The sequence below is a fragment of the Alphaproteobacteria bacterium genome, assembly GCA_030739735.1.
GTDB lineage: Bacteria > Pseudomonadota > Alphaproteobacteria > UBA7887 > UBA7887 > UBA7887.
Genome location: JASLYQ010000025.1, coordinates 15,820 through 38,419, shown reverse-complemented (window position 1 = coordinate 38,419; position 22,600 = coordinate 15,820). Strand labels below are relative to the sequence as shown.

Below are 22,600 nucleotides of genomic sequence, written 5' to 3'. Positions count from 1 at the left end.
CCTGCACGCGCTGGAACGCCTGCTGCACTGGCACCCAAAATCCCCTAGTGCCAAGGCTCGCGCCAAGGCCCTCGAAGATAAACTCGGCAAGGGGATTTAGAGCACTTTTCGATCGGGAATTGGCCGACGGCATCAACCACGCAGCGGCTAAGACTATCTCCGATCACTATACCCTCGCTGCCGGACGCGATTTTTAAGTCCTGCGGTGCTACAAATAGCCCACAGCAGTCATTTCGCGTTGCCTAAATCTGACCCTTGGCAGTCCTTACACAAAGCTGTTTAGCCACAGCTCCTGCCCCATGTTTGGCACAGAACCACGTTGGTCTTAACTTTACGGTTGCGACGCGGAAGGACGAGCGTCACACTTGCTACGTGCGAAAGCACCAAGAGGGCTCAATATCCATATCGACCAGCTTAGGCTGATAGTGGCATGCCCCTAAACCCAACAACTAGTGCGGTGATTTTGTGGCGCACAAGGCGGACGCGCGCGGCAACGACTGCGGCTGTTTGCGTTGTGTGATGTCAACAGTCCTGGCACTGCGCCAGGCTGAAACAGGGAGAAAATCAGATGCGGAATATGTTCGGAATATCAACAGTGTTGTTTGCGATTGGGGCGCTCTGTATCAGCGGCTCTGCGCAAGCTGCTGAGCAAGGCACCACCACAGGTGGAATGGCGGGGTTTCATGGAGTAGGAGAATTTCAGGAGTTTGCGCCTGACTTTGGACTCTGGAACGGTGAGTTCTGGGGAGAAAGCACCACTGATTCGGAGAGCGGTCCGCTACATTTCGGTGCTTGGTATTGCACCGGTGAACAAGCATTTCAAGGCGGCACTACAAAGTGGGGTGGCGGCTTCTGCACTGTAACGGATGTCGACGGCGATACCGTCAATCTTCGTTGGCAGGCTACTGAGCCGTATGGGCCGGGTGCCAACATCGGCACCCGAGGCGACTACTACTCGGGCACCGGGAAATACGCCGGTATCACCGGGTGGTACACGTTCCACTGTGAGAATGTGGCGATAAGCCACTTCTTCTGCACAATAACCGGCGGTGAATATAATATTCCGTAGGACTGCTATAGCTGAGTGCCGATGCTTGGGATACCGATCCTAGCATCGGCATTATCATTGCAGATTTACAGCACTCAGTGACCCTGCTCCTGGGCGATGCTAAACAACTAGGCGTCTAGCGCTCGATCTCGGGCACGCGCACTTGGTCCCGCGTATCGTGCGCCTCATCGGGGCCGGCGGTGAGCGGGCGTTGCTCGTTGCGGCGGTCGGTGAAGCGGGGAATGAAGGCGATGTGCAGCAGGTTGGTCGCGCCCGGCGTGCCAAAGGGCACACCGGCGATGATCACCAACTTACTGCCTTCTTCGGCATAACCGCGGAAGTGGGCGGCGCGGCTGGCGCGCTCGACCATGTCGTCGAAGTCGTGGGCATCGTCGCCGCGGATGCACCGCAGGCCCCAGCCGAGGGCCAGGCGGCGCGCCATGTTGAGCCGCGGGGTCAGCACCAGGATTGGCATTTGTGGGCGTTCGCGCGCGGCGCGGAAGGCCGTGGCTCCCGATTGCGTGTAAGTGGCGATGGCGGTGGCGCCGATGGTCTGGGCTACCTGGTGGGCGGCGGCGCTGATGGCGTCGGCGGCGGTCGCCGTGGGCAGGGTATGCGCCGCTTCGAGGAACTGACGGTGCAGGGGGTCATGCTCGACCCGATCGATGATGCGATGCATCATGTCGACCGTCTCCGCCGCATAGTCGCCGACCGCGGTCTCGGCCGAGAGCATCAGCGCATCACCACCGTCATAGACCGCCGTGGCCACGTCCGAGGCCTCGGCGCGGGTCGGCGCTGGCGCGCGGATCATGGACTCGAGCATCTGCGTCGCTACTACCACGGGCTTTCCGGCATCGCGGGCCGCACGCACGATCTGCTTCTGCACCGCTGGAACCGCCTCTGGCGCCAGCTCGACGCCGAGATCGCCGCGTGCGACCATGATGCCGTCGGCAAGCTCGAGGATCTCGTCGAAGCGCTTGACAGCCGAGGGCTTCTCGATCTTGGCCATGATGGCGACGTCGGGCCCGGCAAGCATGCGCGCTTCAGCCACGTCCTCGGGGCGCTGCACGAAGCTCAGGGCCAGCCAGTCGACACCGAGATTGACGGCGAAGGCGAGGTCGCGGCGGTCCTTGTCGGTCAGTGCCTTGAGTGGCAGGACGGCGCCCGGCAGGTTGACCCCTTTGTGGTCGGACAGCGCACCGCCGGTGACTACCTCGGTCTCGGCAAAGTCTTCGCCGCAGGCAGTCACACGCAAGTGGATGCGACCGTCGTCGAGCAAGATGTCCATGCCTACGTTGAGCGCGCCGTACACGGCCTCGTGGGGTAATGGCGCACGGCTCTCGTCACCCTTGGCGTGGCCCTGGTCGAGGCGGAAAGTCTGCCCCTCGCGCAAGCTCACCGTGCCGTTCGCGAGCTCGCCGATGCGCAACTTCGGCCCTTGCAGGTCGGCGACTACGGCGATGGGGTGGAGTGCCGATTCCTCGACCTCGCGAATGATGTCGTAGAGGGCCTGGATTTGCTCGTGGCTGCCGTGACTGAAGTTGAGGCGAAAGGCGTCGGCACCGGCGCGGTAGAGCGCGGCGATCGCCGCGCGGTCTGCACTGGCCGGGCCCAGGGTTGCGAGAATCTTGGCTCGTCTGCTTCGCCTTCGCATGGTCAGCTGGCTCCCGAGATCAGAATGGCACGAAAATCATTAACGTTGGTCAGCGTTGGCCCGGAGGCCACGATGTCGTCGATAGCGGCGAAGAAGCCGTAAGCGTCGTTGTTGGCAAGATGGGCGCGGGCGTCGATGCCGGCGGCGCGGGAGCGGGCCAGGGTGTCAGGGCCACAGATAGCACCGGCATTCTCCTCACTGCCGTCGATGCCGTCGGTATCGCAGGCGATGGCGTGCACACCGTCGTGCCCGTCGAGGTCGATGGTGAGCGAAAGCAGAAACTCGCTGTTGCGTCCGCCGCGGCCGTCGCCGGTCATGGTCACAGTGGTCTCACCGCCCGAGAGCAGCGCACAGGGCGCTGCGGCGGGCTGACCGTGGCGCGCCACTTGGCGGGCGATCGCAGCGTGTACCAAGCCGACGTCGCGGGCCTCGCCTTCGAGGGAGTCGCTGAGAATGATGGCGCGGTAGCCGGCGGCTTCCGCGACACGCGCTGCAGCTTCGAGCGACGCCTGCGGCGTGGCGACGGTAATAGCCTTCGAGCGCGCTAGGCGGGGGTCGCTCGCAGCGGGGGTTTCTTCCGCTGCCGCGACGAGGTGTGCGGCGATGGCAGGTGGCGGTGCGATGGCATAGCGGGCGAGGATGGCCTCCGCATCGGCGAACGTCGTCGGGTCGGCTACGGTTGGGCCCGAGGCGACTACCGCCGGATCGTCGCCGGGTACGTCGGAGATCATCAGCGTCAGCACCTCTGCCGGCCAGGCTGCCATGGCTAGACGCCCGCCCTTGATGGCCGACAAATGCTTGCGTACGCAATTGATTTCCGAGATGGTGGCGCCGCAGCGTAGCAGCTTGTCGGTCACGGCCTGCTTGTCGGCCAGCGTCAGGCCCGGTGCGGGTAGGGTTAGCAACGCCGAACCGCCGCCCGAGATTAGACAGAGCACGCGATCCTTCTCGCCAAGGCTGGAGACTAGGTTGAGGATCTCCTGCGCTGCCGCGAGCCCCGCCGCATCGGGCACCGGATGTCCCGCCTCGACCACGCGGATTCGTGCGGTCTCAACGCCATGGCCGTAGCGCGTGATGACTAGGCCGTCGAGTGGCGGGCCGGTCCAAGCTTCCTCGACCGCGTGTGCCATGGCTGCTGCGCCCTTGCCGGCGCCGACCACGATAGTGCGTCCCGCCGCCGCCCCCGGTAGGTGCGGCGGCACGCAAGCCGCGGGCAGCGCATTCTGCACCGCAGCATCAAACATGGCCCGGAGAAGCTCGTGCGGGTGCGGCATAGCTGTCCTTCCTACTCCCTAGCCTAAACCTTGCGCCAGCGGTCGCGCCAGTGCTCTGTCGGGCAATGGCCGGCTGATGGCGATTCCGGCCAGTATGATGACCCCGCCGAGCCCTTGCAGCGATGTCACCGCCTCGCCGAGCACTGCCCAGGCGATCAATGCCGCGAACAGCGGCTCGCTCAGCATGCCGACAGCGGAAAACGAAGCTGGTAGGCGGAGCACCGCCTTTGCTACCAGCCCCTGGCCCAGGGCGTGGCTTAAAAGCGCCAACGCCAGCAAGAGGCCCCAGCCGTATGCAGTCAGCGGTGTCCAGGTGCCATCTACAGCGAGATTGAGCAGGGCCAAGGCCAGCGCGGTGATCGCGCCCGGCCAGGCCATGACCGCGGCGGCGCTGAGGCGCTCACGCAGACGCTTGATGGTGATTAGATAGGCCGAAAAGAACATCGCCGTAACCAGCCCCATGAGATCGCCGAACAGGTGCGCCGGGTTGGTTTGCACCGACGAGCCCGCCAGCAGCAGCCCGCCGGCGATGCCGAGGGCGAGGCCTATCAAAAAGCGCCGGCTGATACGCTCGCCGAGCAGGAGCCAGGCGGCCAGTGTCACGAAGATCGGTGTCGAGGTGGCGAACAGCGAGGCGTTGGCGACCGAGGTGTTGGCGATCGACCAGTGCCAAAACGCCAGATCACCCGCAAAAAACAGCCCGGCCAGGATGACGCCGAGCCAATCGCCGCGCGTCTCGGGGCGCGCCCGGCCGTCCTTGCCGCCCATGGCGACAAGCAGGAATAGCACTGGCAGCGCGAGTGCCACCCGGTAGACTGCGGTCGCGACTGGCCCGATTTCGCTCAACCGCACGAAGGTTGGCGAAAAGGCGATGGCGAAGGTTCCCGCGAAAAGCAGGACGACAGCGAGGCGCAGGCTCATGGCGGCGTTATAGCACCGCCTGACGGTGCTCAAGACAATTCTGCTGCCGCGACGATACGCCTATAGTGACCCCACCATGCGTGCGCCCGAGTCTTCAGCCTATGAGGTCGTGCACCCCGGGGGACGGCCCGATGTGCTGCTGTTCTGCGACCATGCCAGCAACCGCATTCCCGACGAGTTCGCCGGACTTGGCCTGACGCCGTCACTACTTGCCGACCACATCGCCTTCGATATCGGCGCTGCCGATCTGACCGGCGTACTGTCCGACCGCCTTGACGCTCCGGCGGTACTGTCGCGCTTCTCACGCCTCCTGATTGATCCCAACCGCGCCCTCGACCATCCTCAATCTATCCCGGCGCTTAGCGACGGTATCCGCGTGCCGGGCAACCAAAAAATTAGTGCGGCGGAGGTGGCGCGGCGCGTCGCCACCTATTACGAGCCTTATCACGCGGCGATCGACGCACGCATCGCCGATGCCAAGCAAAGCTGCCGGCCGGTGCTGATCGCCATCCACAGCTTCACGCCCGATATGGAAGGCTTCACCAGGCCCTGGCACGTCGCCGTCCTGCACGACCATGACGTGCGCTTGGCCAACCGGGTGCTCAATGAGTTCACGCGCTACGCGGAACTCGTGGTTGGCGACAACGAGCCCTATACCGGTTACAGCGACCTCACTTTCACCGTGCCACACCATGCCGGCCGCAACGATCTCTTAAGCGTGGTTTTCGAGGTGCGTCAGGATCTGCTCGAGACCGCCACCGCCATCGACAACTGGGCCGCGGTGCTCGACGATGTACTGGCCGACCCGCTGGCCGAGATCGGCGTGGGCAAGGCGCTGCAGCAGCCGTAGGAGCGCCTCAACAAATTCCCCAAGACTCACATGGAACAACTGACGCCTGCCGCGCGTGCGGCTTGCGTCTTAAGTTGATGGTGAGCGATGATTACGCTTCCGCGGGCACCGCCACTTCTGCCTGGGTGCAGGCGGCAAGCAGGGTGTTGCGCAGCAAGCAGGCTATGGTCATGGGACCCACGCCGCCAGGCACCGGCGTGATGGCACCCGCCACCCGAGCGGCTTCCTCGAAGCAGACATCGCCGACGAGACGACTCTTGCCGTCTTCCGCTGGGATGCGGTTGATGCCGACGTCAATCACCGTGCAGCGGGGCTTGAGCCAATCGCCGCGCACCATCTCGGGCCGGCCGACAGCGGCAATGACGATGTCCGCGCGGCGGCAGGCTTCAGCGAGATCGCGCGTGCGCGAGTGTGCCATGGTCACAGTGCAGCTTGCCGCCAGCAAGAGCATGGCCATGGGCTTGCCGACGATATTCGAGCGCCCGATAATCAGCGCGTCGGCGCCCGAGAGGGAGCCGAGCGTATCTTCCAGAAGCATTATCGAGCCTTGTGGTGTGCATGGTACTAGGGCCTCGCGCCCGGCGAATAGCCGGCCCGCATTGACCGGGTGAAAGCCGTCGACGTCCTTCTCTGGCGGCACTGCATCAAGCACCATGGTGGCATCGATGTGGTCGGGTAAAGGCAGTTGCACGAGAATGCCGTGGACCGCTTGGTTTGCCGCCAACGCCGCGACCTCCGCCAACACCGCTTCCTGACTCGCATTCGCCGGTAGGTGCCGCTCGATGCTGGTCATGCCGGCGGCCGAGGTCGCCTTGCCCTTGTTGCGCACATAGATCTGGCTTGCTGGGTCTTCGCCCACTAGCACCACGGCCAAGCCAGGCACCAAGCCAACACTTTCCCGCAAACTGGAAACTTGGTGTCCGATGCGCGCCCGCAAGCTGTCCGCAAATCCCTTTCCGTCAATGATTTTTGCGTTTGTCATGGGCGTCTCAATAGAGGATAGCAACCTTAAGTCAACCACCGCCTTTGCGCCCCGAAATCTCCGTGTTATAGGGGGCGCTTCGTCTGCTGGGGCGTAGCCAAGTGGTAAGGCACCGGGTTTTGATCCCGGGATCCCTGGTTCGAATCCAGGCGCCCCAGCCATAACCGTTTGATTATATTAGTATAAATAGCACTCATTATTGCTGGGTAGGCTTGGGAAGTTTCTTCCAAAATTGACCTGATCCGTTCGCGGGATTGAGCCTTTGAATCGGAGTGGTGGTCTAAGCCCGAGAGGGTAACAGGCGAGTGGCGACCGGCAGCATTCGTTGCTGTCACAGCGTTGCCGACCCTATCCGACAAATCAAGTGACACGGGGAAGCCAGTGGCAAGCGCGAAGGTGCTGCCGATACGAACGAGCCTGTGCTCAGCCATGCCTTGACCCCCTAGCCAGTAAGGCAAAGAGGATGACGTTCCCCTTGGCGGCCCTGACCTGCGTCAAGCCCGTACCGGCTGTGTCTTTGATGGCTTATAGTGGGGGTTATGCTCGCACCGATCTCGCTTGACGATAAATACCACCGCCTCGACGGCCGCATTTCGATCACTGGCAGTCAGGCGCTGCTGCGCGCCGCTATGCTGCAGCGCCGACGGGATCAGGCGGTGGGTCTACGCACGGAAGGCTTCATTTCCGGCTATCGCGGCTCGCCCATGCACAATCTGGACAAGGAGCTGTGGGCCGCCAACCGACTGCTGCCGGGGGCCGGCATCCAGTTCTGGCCCGCGATCAACGAGGATCTGGCGGCGACTGCGATTTGGGGCACGCAACAGGTTGGCGCTTTCGGCGATGCCACCTGCGACGGGGTCTTTTCCATGTGGTACGGCAAGGGGCCGGGGTTGGACCGCAGCGTTGATGCCATCCGCCACGCTCACCTTGCCGGCAGCGCTGTCCACGGCGGCGTTCTGGTGGTTGTTGGCGACGATCACCCGCTATCGTCCACCGATGCCACCGCGGCACACGAAACGCTGTTCGCCGATATGCTCATGCCGGTGCTTTATCCCGCCAACGTGCAGGAGATCATAGATCACGCTTTGTTGGGCTGGGCCATGTCGCGTTATTCGGGCGGCTGGGTCGGCTTCAAGCTGATCCCCGACACGGTGGATGCAGCGGCGACGATTGACGGCGATGCGGCACGTCCGGCGATTTTGCTGCCGGATGACGACGTTCTACCGCCGGACGGTCTAAACCTGCGCGTCCCCGACAGCTGGATGCTGCAGGAGCCACGCCTGCGGGCGCACAAGCTCGATGCTGCGCTCGCCTTTGCGCGTGTCAACGGACTCAACCGCGTGACGCTGAAGAGCCGCAAGCCTCGCTACGGCATCATCGCCACCGGCAAGGCCTGGACCGATGTGCGCCAGGCGCTGTTTGAACTTGGCCTTGGTGATGACGAGGCGGCGGCGCTCGGCATAACCGTGCTCAAGCTCGGCATGCCCTATCCCGCGAATGCCGAGGACTTGCAGGACTTCGCTGGCGGCCTCGAGGAAGTGCTGGTGGTGGAGGAAAAACACCGCCTAGTCGAGGGTCAACTCAAAGACGCGCTCTACGCGCTTCCGGACGCCGAGCGTCCGCGCGTGGTGGGCCGCGACGATGAGAGCGGTGCGCCGCTGCTGCCGGCTTTTCCAGAATACACTCCGGAAGATGTCACGCGGGCGCTGGCGCGGCGCATCGCACCTTTTCATACTACTGAGCGCATAACCGCGCGGCTCGCCTTTCTAGACGCCCGCGCCGAGGCCGCGGTGCACCGCAAGCGCTTATCACTGATGCGCCGGCCTTATTTCTGCTCCGGCTGTCCGCACAATACCTCGACGCGCATTCCCGAGGGCAGCCGTGCTCATGGCGGGGTGGGATGCCATTACATGGCAACCTACATGGACCGCGGCAACATGACCCATTGCCATATGGGCGGCGAAGGCCTGACCTGGGTTGGCCAGGCGCCATTCGTAAAGACCGAGCACGTCTTTCAGAACCTTGGCGATGGCACGTATTACCATTCGGGTTATCTAGCCATCCGCGCCTGCGTTGCGGCCGGGGTCAATATCACCTTCAAGATCCTTTTCAACGATGCTGTCGCCATGACCGGCGGGCAACCCGTAGACGGACCGCTTACGGTTGTCGGCATCGCCCGCCAGGTGGCGGCGGAAGGGGTCTCGCGCGTTGTTGTGGTCAGCGACGAGCCGGACAAATATCCCATCGGCACGGAATTTCCCGCCGACATGCGCATCGAGCACCGCCGTTCCCTGGACAAGGTGCAGCGCAACTTACGCGAGATCGGCGGCGTCAGCGTGCTGATTTACGACCAGACCTGTGCCGCCGAGAAGCGGCGTCGGCGCAAGCGCGGACGCATCGGCGACCCGTCGCGGCGGGTCTTCATCAACGCGCGCGTCTGCGAGGGTTGCGGCGACTGCAACGTCAAGTCCAACTGCATGTCCGTGTTGCCCGCGAACACGCCGTTTGGGCGCAAGCGGCGCATCGACCAGTCGGCCTGCAACAAGGACTATTCCTGTGCCGAGGGCTTCTGCCCGAGTTTCGTCAGTATCATTGGTGGGAGGCCGCGCCGCGCCGCGACGGGTGTCGAGCCACCGTCGCATCTGGTCGATCTGCCGGAGTCGACATTGACACCGCTCGCCACTGACCGGCCCTTCAACTTGCTCGTCGCCGGTGTTGGTGGCACGGGCGTAGTCACCATCGGTGCCATCCTCACTATGGGTGCGCATATCGAGGGCAAGGCGTTTTCCACAGTCGACCAGTTTGGTATGGCTCAGAAGGGCGGTGCCGTGACCAGCCATATCCGAATCGCCGAGACTGCGGACGCCATCTGTGCCGTGCGTCTTAATGCGGGCGCGGCAGATCTGGTGCTCGGCTGCGACAGCCTGGTGACCGGTGACGAGCTGGCGCTTTCGGTAATGGCACCCGGTAAGACTCATGTGCTGGTCAACACCCACGAGCAGATCACCGGCGATTTTACGCGCAACCCAGACCTGACCTTTCCGACCGAGAGCCTTGCCAAGCGTATTGCCGTGGCGGCGGGGAATAAAGTGGTTTTCCACAACGTGTCGAGGTTGGCCACGCGACTTCTGGGAGATTCGATAGGTAGCAACCTTATGCTACTTGGCGTGGCTTGCCAGATGGGGCTGCTTCCGGTCGGAGCGCAGGCCATCGAGGCGGCGATCGAAATGAACGGGGTCGCTGTGCAGATGAACCGCGATGCCTTTGTCTGGGGCCGCCGACTGGCGCTTGACCCGGAGGCGGTGACCGCGCTGGTCGAGGACGAGCCGGAGGCGTCGCCGGACTGGCACGCAGAGCTAACGGCTTACCAGGATGCAGAGCTCGCCGATCGCCATGCCGCATTGGTCGAGAAGGTGCGCGCGGCGGAAACGCAAAAGGCCCCGGGCCAAAGCGGTCTTGCCGATACGGTTGCCCGTAACGCCTACGCGCTGATGGCCTATAAGGACGAATATGAGGTCGCGCGTCTGCATAGTGACCCCGCTTTTCTCGCGCGTCTGTACGAGACATTCGAAGGTGATACCAGACTCGCTTTCCACCTTGCTCCGCCGCTGCTCACTAGCCGCGATCCGGATACCCGCCGTCCACGCAAAATGACCTTCGGTTCCTGGGTGCTGCCCATCTTCCGTATTCTTGCCAGGCTAAAGGGTCTGCGCGGCACCGCATTCGACCCGTTCGGCTACACGGCAGAGCGCCGCCGCGAGCGCGTTGCCATCGGCCGTTACGAGACAACAGTGCAAACCCTGCTCGACGGTCTGACCCCCGACAGCCACGCGCTTGCGGTGGAGATCGCCTCGCTGCCGAGCGAGATCCGCGGCTATGGCCACGTGAAGGAAGAGGCTCGCACAGAGGCGCAGGCCCGTGAGGCGGAGCTATTGGGTGCCTATCGTGATCCGGGCAAGCGCGCCGTGGCGGCTGAGTAGGGTCAACTCAACCCTAACTTCCTTTCTATCAGCGGCATGCGGTCGTTACCGAAATACATGTCGTCCCCGTTTACGAAGAAGGTGGGGGAGCCGAAGCCGCCGCGGCGGATCAGCTCTTCGGTGTTGTCGCGCAAGGCCCGCTTTATTTCGGGCCGGGCGATCGCCTGCATGAGCCAATCCGCGTCTACGCCCGCTGCTTTGCAGACACTACGCATCACGTCGTCCTGGGAGATGTCCTCGTCGCGGGACCAGTAGGCTTGGAAGGCGGCGCGGGCAAAATCGACCAGCTTGGCCTGCTCCGCGGCGACTAGGCAGCCACGCATGGCCTTGACGCTGTTCACCGGGAAGACCGTTGGCGGGAACTTGATGTTGAGGCCGCAATAGCGTGCCCAGTCAGCCAAATCCTTGGTCAGGTAGCGCGCCTTGGCTTGAACCGGGTTGCTGCGGGATTCGTAGACACTCGGGTTGATCGAGTTGAACACGCCGCCTACCAGGATCGGCTTCCAGGCGATCTCGAAGCCAAACGTTTGCACGTTCTCGAAGCCGAGATAGGTCCAGGGGCTCGAGCAGTCGAAAAAGACTTCGAGGCTCATCGTTTCTTCCTCTTGCGCTGGCGCAAATCGATGGCGCCTGCCGTGGGTGTGTCGCCCTCGTCGAAGAGCTGCGTCTTTTGCACCTTTTGGGTTCCTGTGGTCGGTAGACTATCGCGGAAGGTGATCCAGCCCGGCGCCTTGTAATAGGCCAGGCGCGTGTCGCACCAGGCGAACAGGCGTTGTGCTAAGGCTTCTTCGGCTGCAATGCCAGATACGGGCACGATGCAGGCCATCACCTCCTCGTCACGCAAGGCGTCGGGCACGGCGACGACGGCGACCTGGGCCACCGCGTCATGCGTCTGCAAACAGGCCTCGACCTCAGCAGCGGCGATATTCTCGCCCGAGCGCCGGATGATATTCTTCTTGCGGTCGACAAAATAGAGCATGCCGTCATCACCCTGGCGCACCGTATCGCCGGTATGGAACCAGCCACCGTGCCAGACCTCTTCCGTCGCTTCCTCGTTTTTCAGATAGCCGGCGAAGAAGTCCTTGCGCGGCGCCTCAGCCGTATGGCGCACCAGCAGCTCGCCTTGTTCGGCATCGTTGCCTTCGTCATCGACCACGCGCGCTTCTAGCCCTGGCAGCGGCTTGCCGAAGGCGCGCGTATCGATTTGCCGTGGCTCGTGGCAATCGGCATAGATGCGTCCCGTCTCGGTCATGCCCCATACCTCGATGAGCGGAAAGCCAAAGCGCGTCTCGAAGGGTCCGTGCAGCTCGGGCTCGATGCCGGCACCGATCCCGAAGCGCACCTGATGCGCAGTGTCTTCCGGCGCCGGAGGCAAATTCATCAGTAAAGGTGGTACGACGCCGAGATAGTGGATGACAGTCGCCTGCGTCGCCACCACGTCCCGCCACCAGCTCTTAGGATGGAAGCGGTCGGGCAGGATCAAACAACCGCCGACCAGGAACATGGCGGTGGCCGACACGGCTTGCGAGTTCATGTGAAATAACGGCAGTGGGTTGATTAGTCGGTCGCCCTCACGCAATGTCGCGCGCCCGCCGAGTGCTACGTACCAGGCGCCCGCATTAAGATAATATCCGTTGGTGAGGATGCAGCCTTTCGGTCGTCCTGTCGTGCCGGATGTGTAGAGCAGGGCACATTCGCTCTCGCGCTTTGGCGCGCCTGAGAGGGGCGGCAGACAGGGGGCCTCAGGCACGGTGAAATTTTCGAACGACACCACGGCTATCGGTGCCGCGTGCTGTAACTCGGCGATGCGGCTTTCGATCGCCAGCGCGGTATGGGCTTCGGAGTGACCCAGCAGGTATTGTAGTTCTTCGTGGCGATAGTCGGGGCTGATTGGCACGATGGCGCAGCCGAGCGCGTTGAGGGCGAGAAAGTGAAAGAAGAACTCGGGACGCTGCTCGAGCAGCAATGCCATGCGGTGGCCATGGCCCCAGCCCGCCGCCGCATAAGCTTCGCGTAAGGCTTCGATCTCTCGCCAGGCCTCCGCATAGGTAATCTCGATGCCGTCTGCATGGTAAGCGCGTCCGGCCATTGGCGGGGCACAGACCATGCCATTGTCGGGGCAACGGTCTGCGGCAGCGCCAACCACCTCATAGACGGTCTGCATCGCTAAAGTGGCCTGTCCACCATCTCCGGGAACAAGCCACCCTCATAGGGGTGCGCCTCGGCAACGGCTTCGTTGAGTACCACGCCAAGACCCGGCTCGCATGGCGGGAGGATGTGGCCGTCCTGCCACTGGATGGGTTGCTCCAAGATCGTGGCATGGAAGCCGTCGAAGCGCTCGATGCTCTCCTGGATAAGAAAATTGGAACTGCAGGCGGCAACCTGGATATTTGCCGCCGCCTCGATGGGCCCGCAATAGAGATGCGGTGCAATACGCACGTAATGGGCCTCTGCCATGCCGGCGATCTTCTTCGCTTCGAGAATGCCGCCGACGCGCCCTAATGCGGGCTGCAGGATCGACGCCGCTTGCTTACCCAACAATTGTGCGAACTCGTATTTCGTGGTGAGTCTCTCGCCGGTTGCCACGGGTACGCTGGTCGAATGGCAGACGCGCGCCATCTCGTCGATATTTTCCGGTGGCACCGGCTCCTCGAACCAGAGTGGCTCGTAGGGCTCGATGCGCTGGGCCAGGCGGATGGCTGACGCCGTGGTGCACTGACCATGGGTGCCAAAAAGAAGATCCACGCCGCTGCCCACGGCATCGCGTAAGGCGGCGGTCACGGCTTCCGCATTATCCAGCGTCTCGATCGAGAGCTCGCGCGGATCGAAGGCGGACATGGGCATGATGGGATCGTACTTGACCGTGGTGAAGCCAAGCGAGACGTAGTGCGCGGCGCGTGCCGCTGCAACCTCGGCGTTGTTATGCACGTCGGTCAATGCCATCGGATTGTCAGGGGGGGTGTCTGAGTCGGCATAGAGATAGGTGTAGGAGCGCAGAGTTTCCTGAGTGAGCCCGCCCAATAGGTTGTAGACTGGCTGGTTGAGCGCCTTGCCGATGATATCCCAGAGCGCCATCTCGATGCCGCTCATTACCCCCATAAGAGAAACGTCCGGGCGCTGCAAATAGCCGCGCGAATAGACGATACGCCAGAGCTTCTCGATCTGGAACGGATCGGCGCCGACGATATGCTGCTCGGCGACATCTTCAGTCATTTTTGCTACCACGTGCGGATCGAATGGTACGCCGTAGACCTCTCCTACCCCCTTGATGCCGGTGTCGGTAGTGAGCGTCACGAAGACCCAAACCGGCCCACCATGATGCGGCGGTGGATTTCCCACCGCGAAGGTCTTGACGTCTTTGACTTTCATGCTTGTCTCCCTAAGCGGTTCACCCCCGCGGCTCGCGGACACCCAGCAGGATTGCGAGGCCGAGGACGAGAAATACAAGTATGACGCTCATGCCGATGCGCTGACTGTTTGCGGCAAGGGTAATCATGCCGACAAGCCATGGGCCGAGGAAGGCTGTTGCCTTACCGGTCAGGGCAAACAGGCCGAACATCTCCGTGGTCAGGTCAGGCGGAGAAAGGCGCGCCATCAACGAGCGGCTAGCCGACTGCGTGGGCCCCATGAAGACGCCGATGATCAAGCCTAGTACCCAGAACCAAGTCTTATCCTCGATCAGCAGGATGGCCGCGCCGGTCCCGATAAGGGCCGTGAGCGACAGGATCAATGTGCGCCTTGCGCCGATCCAATCGTCGACCCAGGCAAGCCCGAAGGCGCCAAGGCCGGCCGTCACATTGAGTGCGATGCCAAACTCCAGTACCTCGGTCATACTCATGCCGAATGAGCCGGCGGCATAGATGCCCCCAAAAGCGAAGAGCGTGTTGAGTCCGTCGATGTAGAGCATGCGGGCAAGGAGAAAGCGGACGATCTGGGCGTGGTTACGGATGTTGCGCAGGGTGCCGACAAGGGCAGCGATACCTTCGCGTAGCGCGGCGCCAACCGGAAGGGCTTCGCCGCTGTTTTCCGAGGTGAAGACAAAGAGTGGCCAGCCGAATAGGATCAGCCATAGCGCCACCAGCAGCGCCACCGCACGTACCGGCTCTTGCGCTGCCAAATCGAGGCCGAAGGGTGGTGGCTCGGCCCGGATCAGCACAAACAGCGCCACTGTCAGGCAAGCGAGCCCACCGGCATAGCCGAGCGCCCAGGCCCAGCCCGAGATACGTCCCAGGCGACCGCGCTCCGCCAGCACAGGTAGCATGGCATTATAAAATACCATGCCGAGTTCAAAGCCGAAATTGCCGAGGGCCACAAGGGTGAGCACCAGCCAGATCGAGTCTTGGTCCGGTGTCGCAAACCAAAGTCCGGCGCAGGTGAGCACCATGAGGACCGTGGCACCCAGCAGCCAGGGTTTGCGTTGCATGCCGGCATCGACGGCGGCGCCGAGGATAGGCCCAAGGATTGCCACGCCGAGGGCGCTGATCGCCAACGCAATGCCCCACATCTCTGTTGCCCGCACGGTATCGCCGACCACGGCCTGCTGGAAGTAGACCGCGAAGACGAAAGTCACCACGACCGTTGGGAACGGTGAGTTTGCCCAATCGAACAGGCACCAAGTGGGAACCGCGAGGCGCGAGTGGGGCTTTGCCTTCGTCAAGACAGTCAAGCCGTCAGCTGGTGATCAGGTTAAGCAACTGGCGATTGGTAGCCGGCCAGCATGGCAAGGTCGAAGCTCGCCTGGCCCACAGGTCCGATAGTAGCTGGGTGTTGTGCACCATGATCATCTGGTTCTTGCTGCCCCATCCTCGACCGCGATCGCGACCTTACCGGTGCTGCCCACCACACGCATGGTCAGCGCCGTCTGTTGGTCCGCTCGTCCTCGCGGCGCTTATGCGCCAGCGCAACCACCTACTCGACCAGCTTGGTACCGATCGCCGCCCGTCCCGATGTCATACCGCGCCTCCCTGCACACCCACGCCGTAACAGCTTACACCAGTGGAATATGATAGTATTGTCTTTGCCGGCCTAATCCATGACAGTGATCGCGAACGAGTGAGTGAGACTTGGTCATTTCCCGACTTTTCACCTTGGCGGGGCTTGGCGCCCTGCTTTTTGCTGCACCGGCGTGCGCTGAGCCTCTGGTCGATGCGGCCTGGCTCGGTGCCCGTTCCTGCGAGGACGGTATGGTGGTGCTTGATCTGCGGGAAAGCACACGGTCGCTGGAGCGGGGCCGCGTGCCCTGTGCAGTGCACGCGCCCTATGGTAGCCTAGAATGGCGTGTCGAGCGTAACGGCGTTGTCGGCATGCTGCCAGATGCTGAGCATCTAGCAGCGCTGATTGGTGGTCTCGGCGTCGGCAATAGCGACCATGTGGTGGTGGTAGGACCCGGCGGCAGCGCCGGCGCCATGACGCTGGCGACGCGCGTCTACTGGACCTTCAAGGCGGCCGGCCATGACGTGGTATCGTTACTCGATGGCGGCTTTTCCATCTATCGCGCGGCGGGCGGCAAGGTTGAAAAGGGTGAACTCATGCCGCCACCGAGGGCAAGCTATGCGGTCCGCCTGCGTGTTGATCTCGTCGCTGATGCCGCCGACGTCGCCACGCCCGGAGTGGCGGCGCTAATCGACAGCCGCCTGTCCGATCAATATGCTGGCATCAATCGACCGCGCATTGTCGCCCGCGGTGGCACGCTTCCCGGTGCCGAGAACGTGCCCATCACTTGGCTGACCAGACCCGACGGCCGCTTCCAGCCGGCCGAAGTGCTGGCCGCCATCGGTGAAAATACAGGCCTGTCGGCTAAGGCGCCGCTGATCACCTTCTGCAACTCCGGCCAAATGGCCTCGCTAAACTGGTTTGTCGCCCATGAATTGCTCGGCAACGAACAGGCCCGCCTTTACGATGGCTCCATGATCGACTGGGCGCAGGACGAGGCCCGCCCGGTCGAGCGTCGCATTGGTGCTGACTGAGGTTGTAGACTGGCTCGACTCACTGAGCCTCGGCGTGCTCACCGAGGCTTTCGTTGACACGGGATCACGCGTGAGTTGCTGCCTGACCTGGCCAACGACGACCTCGAATATTTTGGTGTCGCGCCGCTTGCCAACCGCAAGACCTTGCTCAAGGCTATTGCTGCGCTTCCGCCCCCAGTCGCGAGTATAACGCGTTCATGATCAGAGCAGTCTACACCGGTTTCACACCGGCATGAGTGTGCCGGAGATTTTCGATCGGACGCTGTTGCGCCGGCACCGGCAGCGGGCGGCCACCGGCTTCGCGGCGCACGACTTTCTCTTTACCGAAGCGGCGGCGCGCGTCGCCGAGCGCCTTGGCGAGGTGCGGCGTAGTTTTGGACTCGGGCTTGACCTCGGCTGCCATACGGGCGCGCTGGCCCGCGTCCTGCCGGCCGGCCTGGTCGAATATTTGGTGCAGGCGGATCTCTCGGAGGCGATGCTGGGCGCGGCCTCTGGCCTTCGCCTCGCGGCCGACGAGGAGCGACTGCCGTTCCGCCGTGACGCCTTCGATCTCGTCGCCAGTGTTCTCACGCTGCACTGGGCCAACGATCTTCCGGGTGCTCTGGCCCAGGCGGCGGCGTGCCTCAAGTCCGATGGCTTGCTGCTGGTTTCATTGTTTGGCGGTGGCACTCTGGGCGAGTTGCGCAGCGTTTTCGACGAGACCGAGCTTGCTGAAACCGGCATCGGCGGGCGCATCTCACCTTTCGTCGACATCCGCGATGCGGGCGGTCTGCTGCAGCGGGCCGGGCTCGCCCTGCCGGTGGTTGACACCGAGACCGTGATCGTCAGCTATGAGGATCCGCTGCGCCTGCTCGACGATCTGCGTGGCATGGGAGAAAGCAACGTGCTTGTGCGGCGCTCGCGCCTACCCTTGACGCGGCAGCGCCTGGGCGCGGTCATGGCGCGATATCGGGAGCGCTTTGCCGATGCGGAGGGACGGGTGCCGGCAAGCTTCGAGTTGCTGACGCTGACAGCTTGGAAAACCAACCTTGATCAACCGCGCCCGCTCACGTCAGGGCGCGGCGAGAGACCGCTTTCCGACGCACTCGGCTCAGGGCGCAAGCAGGGGCGATAGCTCCTCGACCAGCGGCGCATCCGCTGCCGGTATGGGAAAGCGTGCCAGCGCATTCGCCGTGGCCCAGGCGATGGCCTGGCCCTCGCGTGGCTGCGGCGCGCCGGACCAACGCCGGCAAAGCAGCAGGGGCATGAGCAGTTGGAATTTGGGGTAGCGATGGCTGGCCATGGCAAAGGGCCAAAGGTCGCTAAGGGTCGCTTCGAGCGCCAGCTCTTCCGAAAGCTCACGCGCCAGCGCCGCGCGTGGCCGCTCGCCGGGCTCAACCTTGCCACCGGGGAACTCCCACAGACCCGCCATGGCCTTGCCCGCGGGGCGCTTGGCGATCAGGACGCGGCCATAGTCATCGATCATGGCGACCGCTGCGACGTATAAAGGCAGGCCCTTGGCGGGCGTCGCGTCGAGTGTGTGGAAGCTTGCAGCCCGCTCGCCGATCTTGCCGCGCCGCGTCTCGCGGAAGCCCGCCTTTGCCAGCACGCGCAGGCTCGCCGGGTTGCCGTCGAGAACGCCGGCGCTGAGCCGCGCCAGGCCGAGCGTGGCAAAGGCGAAGTCCGCTACCTTGCGCACCGCCTCACCGGCGATGCCGCTGCGGCGGTGGCGGGCATCGACCCAGTAGCCGATCTCCGCCTCTGGCAGGGCCGGGTCAAGCGCCAGCTTGACCACCGCCGCCAGGCTGGCGTGCGTGCGGGTGAAGGCGCCAAAAAGGAACTCCTCGCCAGCATAGAGGCTTGGGCGCGACTCGGCGATCCAGCGAACGGCCATGTCGTAGCCATAGGGGCACGGCAGGTTCGGGGTCTGGCGTGCAATCTCGTGATCGTCGAGCAAGCTGAAGAGCGCCGCCGCGTCGCTCGCCAGCAGCGGCCGCAAGTCGAGCCGCTCGCTGGCGATGGGTGCGAAGCTCATGAGCGATAGTCAGCGTTGATCTCGATATAGCCGTGTGTCAGGTCGCAGGTCCACACCGTCGCATGGCCGCGGCCCACACCCACGTCGACAGCGATGTCGATCTCGTCACCCTTCATGTATTCCGCTACCAGGCTCTCATCGTAGTCGGCCCGTACCGTGCCGCCTTCGGTGATGGGAAAGTTGCCGATGGCTATTCGCAGGGCGTCGCGTTCGGCCTTCTCGCCAGCCTTGCCGATGGCCATGACGATCCGGCCCCAATTGGGATCGCTGCCGGCGATGGCCGTCTTGACGAGCGGCGAGTTGGCGATCGACATGGCGATGCGCTTGGCTGCAGGGCGGCTTGTGGCGCCGCTGACGCGGACCGTGACTAGCTTGCTCGCACCTTCGCCGTCGCGCACGATCTGTTGTGCAAGATCCTGGCAAAGGGCGCCGAGAGCGCGACGGAAGCCGACCAGGCGGCGGTCGCTGATTCCGCTGAGCTCGGGCGTCGTCACCTTGCCCGTGGCGAACAACAGCACCGTGTCGCTGGTAGAAGTATCGCTGTCGACGGTGATGGCGTTGAAGGACTTATCGACTGCCAAGGATAGAAGGCGCTGCAGCAACTCCGTGGGCAGCGCTGCGTCGGTGGCGATATAGGACAGCATCGTTGCCATGTCGGGCGCAATCATGCCCGAGCCCTTGGCGATGCCGACTAGCTGCACCGGCCGGCCCGCAATCTCGCACCTACGCGTGCCGCCCTTGGCGAACGTGTCGGTGGTCATGATGGCCTCGGCCGCCCGCGGCCACGCATCGGGCGCCAGCGTCTTGGCTAGCGCCGGCAGGGCCTGTTCAATCTTCTCCACCGGCAGGGGCTCGCCGATGACGCCGGTGGAGGAGACGAAGACCTCGGACCCGGCGCAGTTTGCGAGCCTGGCCGCCACGGCTACCGTGCGTCGCATGGCGTCCGCGCCCGCGCTGCCGGTAAAGGCGTTGGCATTGCCCGAATTGACCACCAGCGCCCGGGCCACTCCGCCAGCCAGCGCATCGCGGCACCAATGCACCGCGGCAGAGGCTGTCAGCGAGCGGGTCAGCACGCCGGCAACCGTAGTGCCTGGATCGAACAGCGCCAGCATCAGGTCCGTGCGCTCGCGGTAGCGGATGCCGCAGGCACTGGCGCCGAGCCGTACGCCATCGATGGCCGGCAGGGCGGGGAAGGCGTCCGGAGCGAGCGGCGACCTGGCGCTTGCCATGGCTCAGTCCACCAGTGGCTCGCCGTTGCGGCCAAAGCGCGCAATCGGCGCGGCCTGGCGCAGGCTCTCGATCGCAGCGGTGCGCATGTCCTGCCAGGCCTCTTCGGCCAGCTGGTCGTGCATCTCTTCGCGGCTGGCGATTGGCGCTGGCCGCGCCGCTTCGAGGCTCAGCAGGTGCCAGCCATACTGGCTGTGAAAGGGCTCGGAAACGCTGCCAACCGCCATGGCGGCGGCCACTGAGACGATCTCAGGCACCATGCTGTTCTCATCGAAGAAGCCGAGGTCGCCGCCGCGGCTGGACCCGGGATAGCTCAGGCTGTGCGCGACATCTGCGAAGCTCTCTCCACTGTCGATGCGCGCCTTGACCTCTATCGCTGCAGTCTCGTTGGCAGTGCGGATATGGTGCGCGTGGTACTGCCTGCGCCCGGCCATGGCAGCGGCATAGGCGACGTAGCGGGCATCGAGCAGTGCGGCGTCGATCTGTCCGGACAGCTGCTGTCGAAAATAGGCGTCCGACAGCACCTGGCGCTCGATTAGGCGCAAACGGCGCTGCACGCTCGGGTCTTCACGCAAACCCGCCTCGCGCGCCGCATGGTAGGTCAGCGCGCCCTCGACAAGCCGTTCGAGGGTCTGGTCGTAGAGGTCTTCGGGATGCTGGCTGGCGCGCTCTTCCGGCCGCGTTGCATAGATCGCCGTCATGACCTCGGAGAGCATGATCTCCACATCCCAGACGCGGGCGACGATCACATCGCCACTTTCCATGCCCTGCGCTGAGCCCACGGCAGAGTGCAAGATCAGGGCAAGGGCGAAGAGGGCGGTGCGCATCATGAAGCCTCGCGGGAGGATGTCCCGGCATCATGCATATCGCCGCTGTGGCGACAAGGGCGGTACCCTACACGGCGCCGCGGGCTGAGTTCGAACTCGTCAAGGCCGGGTGGCGGGTTCACTTTGAGTGCATCGGTGCCGAGGGCCTCTCCCCAGACCCGCTTGATCGCGCACGCCTCCTCCGCGCTGGGCGCCTTCGGCCTCGGCGTCCGAGGTGTCGAACTTGCGGCGCCTGTGCCAGTTTTTCTGCGCGGTCGCACTCATGCCACCTTTATCTGTGTTTGCAGCATGAAGGCCAGCATAGACAAGACGGCTCGCGGCATGCCGGGCCGCGACGGCGCCTTGACTAATCCACCAGCGTGGCACCGTGCTCGACTGCAATGTCGGCGAGCTTGGCGCGTAGGTCGTCGCGGCCGCTAAAGGCGATGTGTCGCCAGCCCACGCGAAGGGCTGCCATGGCGATGCCGGCATCGTCGGCGCAATCGAGTACCACCGTGACCTGTGCCGCCCGTGCCTCCGTTGTCATTTCGTAGAGCACTAGCGGGCCGTAGGCTGCGGCCATCCAGGGCGCAGTACGCAGGGTCTGCCGCCCTGCCTCCAGGGCGGCAGCAAGGTCGTCCGGGCCATGAACGATCACTGCCCCAAGCGCGCTATTCCTTGTACATAATGGCGAGGCCCGGCAGGGTCTTGCCTTCGATCCATTCAAGGAACGCGCCGCCCGCGGTCGAGACGTAGGTGAGCTTGTCATCGACCTGTGCGTGAGAGAGCGCCGCCACTGTGTCGCCGCCGCCGGCGACGCTGACCAGCTTGCGCGCCTCGGTGAGCGCCGCGGTAGTGCCCGCAAGGAGCACCGTTGCAGTATCGAAAGGCGCGGTCTCGAAGGCGCCGAGTGGGCCGTTCCACAGCACCGTGCGGCAACGCGCCATGGCATTGGCGATGGCGTCCGCCGAGGCGGGACCGATATCGAGGATCATCTTATCCTCGGGCATGTCGTCCATGGTCACCACTTCGGTCTCGATGCTTTTGGCCAGCTCACTCGCGACCACCGCGTCGATCGGTAGGATGATCTTGCAGCCCTGTTCCGAGGCCTTGCCGAGCACCGCCAACGCCGTGTCTAGCATGTCCTCTTCCACGCGCGAGGTGCCGACCGAGATGCCTTGTGCCAAGCGAAAGGTGTTGGCCATGGCGCCGCCGATGGCTAGCATCTCGACATTGCTGATCAGATTGCCCAGCAGCTTGAGCTTGGTCGAGACCTTGGCGCCGCCGATGATGGCGAGCATGGGCCGTTCCGGATTGCGCAAGGTGCTCTCTAGCGCGATCAGTTCGCTCTGCAGGGCCGGGCCGGCCGCGTGCGGCAACAATTGCGGCAACCCGACGATGGAGGCATGGGCGCGGTGCGAGGCCGAGAAGGCATCGTTGACGTAGACGTCGCCCACCACCGCGAGCGCCGCACCAAAATCGGCGTCGTTGGCTTCTTCGCCTGGGTGGAAGCGCAGGTTCTCGAGCATCAGGAACTCGCCCGGCTTGAGGGCGTCTGCGACAGTCTCCGGTCCCTTGCCGATGCAGTCGGCGGTAACGTCGACGTAGCGCCCCAGCGCTTCCGTCAGCGGCCCGGCGACATGGGCCAGCGAAAGCTCGGGCACGTCCTTGCCTTTGGGCCTGCCGAAATGGGAGATGATGATCGTGCGTGCGCCGCGCTGGCAAAGCTCGTTGAGAGTCGGCAAGGCGCGCCGGATGCGCGTGTCATCGGTAACATTATGCTTGTCATCCATTGGCACGTTGAGGTCGAGCCGCAGCAAGACCTTCCTGCCGCCGACATCGAGGTCCTTGAGTAGTGGCAGCGACGGCATGCCAGCC

The 22,600-nt window shown here is 63.8% G+C and carries 18 protein-coding genes and 1 tRNA gene; 6 read left to right on the top strand and 13 right to left on the bottom strand.

The features are described from left to right. Positions 1-568: 568 nt before the first annotated feature. Positions 569-1,069 (top strand): hypothetical protein, encoded by a 501-nt coding sequence (locus QF629_11645; GenBank protein MDP6014177.1) that lies wholly within the window; start codon positions 569-571, stop codon positions 1,067-1,069. A gap of 115 nt (positions 1,070-1,184) precedes the next feature. Here the strand turns inward: QF629_11645 and pyk are convergent, their stop codons facing one another. Genes pyk through QF629_11630 form a run of 3 tightly spaced genes read right to left on the bottom strand, consistent with a single transcriptional unit; the run spans position 1,185 to position 4,930 of the window. Next, positions 1,185-2,702, bottom strand: a complete 1,518-nt coding sequence (gene pyk, locus QF629_11640; protein MDP6014176.1) for a pyruvate kinase — start codon at positions 2,700-2,702, stop codon at positions 1,185-1,187. Positions 2,703-2,704: 2 nt separating this feature from the next. After that, entirely contained in the window at positions 2,705-3,976 is a 1,272-nt protein-coding gene (locus QF629_11635) for a glycerate kinase (protein ID MDP6014175.1), read from the bottom strand. 18 nt (positions 3,977-3,994) lie between these two features. Then, entirely contained in the window at positions 3,995-4,930 is a 936-nt protein-coding gene (locus tag QF629_11630) for a DMT family transporter (protein ID MDP6014174.1), read from the bottom strand. A gap of 43 nt (positions 4,931-4,973) precedes the next feature. On the opposite strand from QF629_11630, the gene QF629_11625 reads away from it, so the two are divergent. Beyond that, positions 4,974-5,747 carry an N-formylglutamate amidohydrolase gene (locus QF629_11625; protein MDP6014173.1) on the top strand — a complete coding sequence of 258 codons (774 nt, stop codon included), beginning with the start codon at positions 4,974-4,976 and terminating at the stop codon, positions 5,745-5,747. Positions 5,748-5,838: 91 nt separating this feature from the next. On the opposite strand, the gene folD is transcribed toward QF629_11625, so the two are convergent. Next, positions 5,839-6,729: a bifunctional methylenetetrahydrofolate dehydrogenase/methenyltetrahydrofolate cyclohydrolase FolD gene (gene folD, locus QF629_11620; GenBank protein MDP6014172.1), complete on the bottom strand. Its 891-nt coding sequence runs from the start codon at positions 6,727-6,729 to the stop codon at positions 5,839-5,841. Between the two features lie 87 nt (positions 6,730-6,816). Between folD and QF629_11615 the strand changes: the two genes are divergently transcribed. Together QF629_11615 and QF629_11610 are read left to right on the top strand one after the other, a co-directional pair. Beyond that, positions 6,817-6,890, top strand: a tRNA-Gln gene (locus QF629_11615). Positions 6,891-7,268: 378 nt separating this feature from the next. Continuing rightward, positions 7,269-10,709: an indolepyruvate ferredoxin oxidoreductase family protein gene (locus QF629_11610; GenBank protein ID MDP6014171.1), complete on the top strand. Its 3,441-nt coding sequence runs from the start codon at positions 7,269-7,271 to the stop codon at positions 10,707-10,709. Between the two features lie 2 nt (positions 10,710-10,711). Here the strand turns inward: QF629_11610 and QF629_11605 are convergent, their stop codons facing one another. From QF629_11605 to QF629_11590, 4 genes are read right to left on the bottom strand one after another with little or no spacing between them, the layout of a single operon-like run. Then, positions 10,712-11,302 carry a 2-hydroxychromene-2-carboxylate isomerase gene (locus QF629_11605; protein ID MDP6014170.1) on the bottom strand — a complete coding sequence of 197 codons (591 nt, stop codon included), beginning with the start codon at positions 11,300-11,302 and terminating at the stop codon, positions 10,712-10,714. Further along, positions 11,299-12,873: an AMP-binding protein gene (locus tag QF629_11600; protein ID MDP6014169.1), complete on the bottom strand. Its 1,575-nt coding sequence runs from the start codon at positions 12,871-12,873 to the stop codon at positions 11,299-11,301. The genes QF629_11605 and QF629_11600 overlap by 4 nt, the downstream gene beginning before the upstream one ends. Before the next feature lie 2 nt (positions 12,874-12,875). Then, positions 12,876-14,078 (bottom strand): mandelate racemase/muconate lactonizing enzyme family protein, encoded by a 1,203-nt coding sequence (locus QF629_11595; GenBank protein MDP6014168.1) that lies wholly within the window; start codon positions 14,076-14,078, stop codon positions 12,876-12,878. 19 nt (positions 14,079-14,097) lie between these two features. Then, positions 14,098-15,366 (bottom strand): MFS transporter, encoded by a 1,269-nt coding sequence (locus tag QF629_11590; protein ID MDP6014167.1) that lies wholly within the window; start codon positions 15,364-15,366, stop codon positions 14,098-14,100. A 406-nt stretch (positions 15,367-15,772) separates the two neighbouring features. Here QF629_11590 and QF629_11585 point away from each other — a divergent pair, with 406 nt between their 5' ends. After that, positions 15,773-16,675 carry a rhodanese-like domain-containing protein gene (locus tag QF629_11585; GenBank protein MDP6014166.1) on the top strand — a complete coding sequence of 301 codons (903 nt, stop codon included), beginning with the start codon at positions 15,773-15,775 and terminating at the stop codon, positions 16,673-16,675. A gap of 232 nt (positions 16,676-16,907) precedes the next feature. Beyond that, the gene (locus QF629_11580; protein MDP6014165.1) at positions 16,908-17,789 is read left to right on the top strand and encodes a methyltransferase domain-containing protein; all 882 of its coding nucleotides are present in this window, start codon (positions 16,908-16,910) and stop codon (positions 17,787-17,789) included. Here the strand turns inward: QF629_11580 and QF629_11575 are convergent. The 5 genes from QF629_11575 to QF629_11555 form a co-directional block, all read right to left on the bottom strand. Next, positions 17,766-18,689 (bottom strand): bifunctional GNAT family N-acetyltransferase/(deoxy)nucleoside triphosphate pyrophosphohydrolase, encoded by a 924-nt coding sequence (locus tag QF629_11575; protein MDP6014164.1) that lies wholly within the window; start codon positions 18,687-18,689, stop codon positions 17,766-17,768. The two genes, QF629_11580 and QF629_11575, sit on opposite strands and share 24 nt — an antisense overlap. Further along, a complete protein-coding gene (gene argJ / locus QF629_11570) occupies positions 18,686-19,918 on the bottom strand; it encodes a bifunctional glutamate N-acetyltransferase/amino-acid acetyltransferase ArgJ (protein MDP6014163.1) in 1,233 nt (410 codons plus the stop codon). The genes QF629_11575 and argJ overlap by 4 nt, the downstream gene beginning before the upstream one ends. A 3-nt stretch (positions 19,919-19,921) precedes the next feature. Then, positions 19,922-20,746: a peptidylprolyl isomerase gene (locus QF629_11565; protein ID MDP6014162.1), complete on the bottom strand. Its 825-nt coding sequence runs from the start codon at positions 20,744-20,746 to the stop codon at positions 19,922-19,924. A gap of 343 nt (positions 20,747-21,089) precedes the next feature. Then, positions 21,090-21,380, bottom strand: a complete 291-nt coding sequence (locus QF629_11560) for a hypothetical protein (protein ID MDP6014161.1) — start codon at positions 21,378-21,380, stop codon at positions 21,090-21,092. A 13-nt stretch (positions 21,381-21,393) separates the two neighbouring features. After that, positions 21,394-22,593, bottom strand: coding sequence for a phosphoglycerate kinase (locus QF629_11555; GenBank protein MDP6014160.1), 1,200 nt, complete (start codon positions 22,591-22,593; stop codon positions 21,394-21,396). Positions 22,594-22,600: the final 7 nt, after the last annotated feature.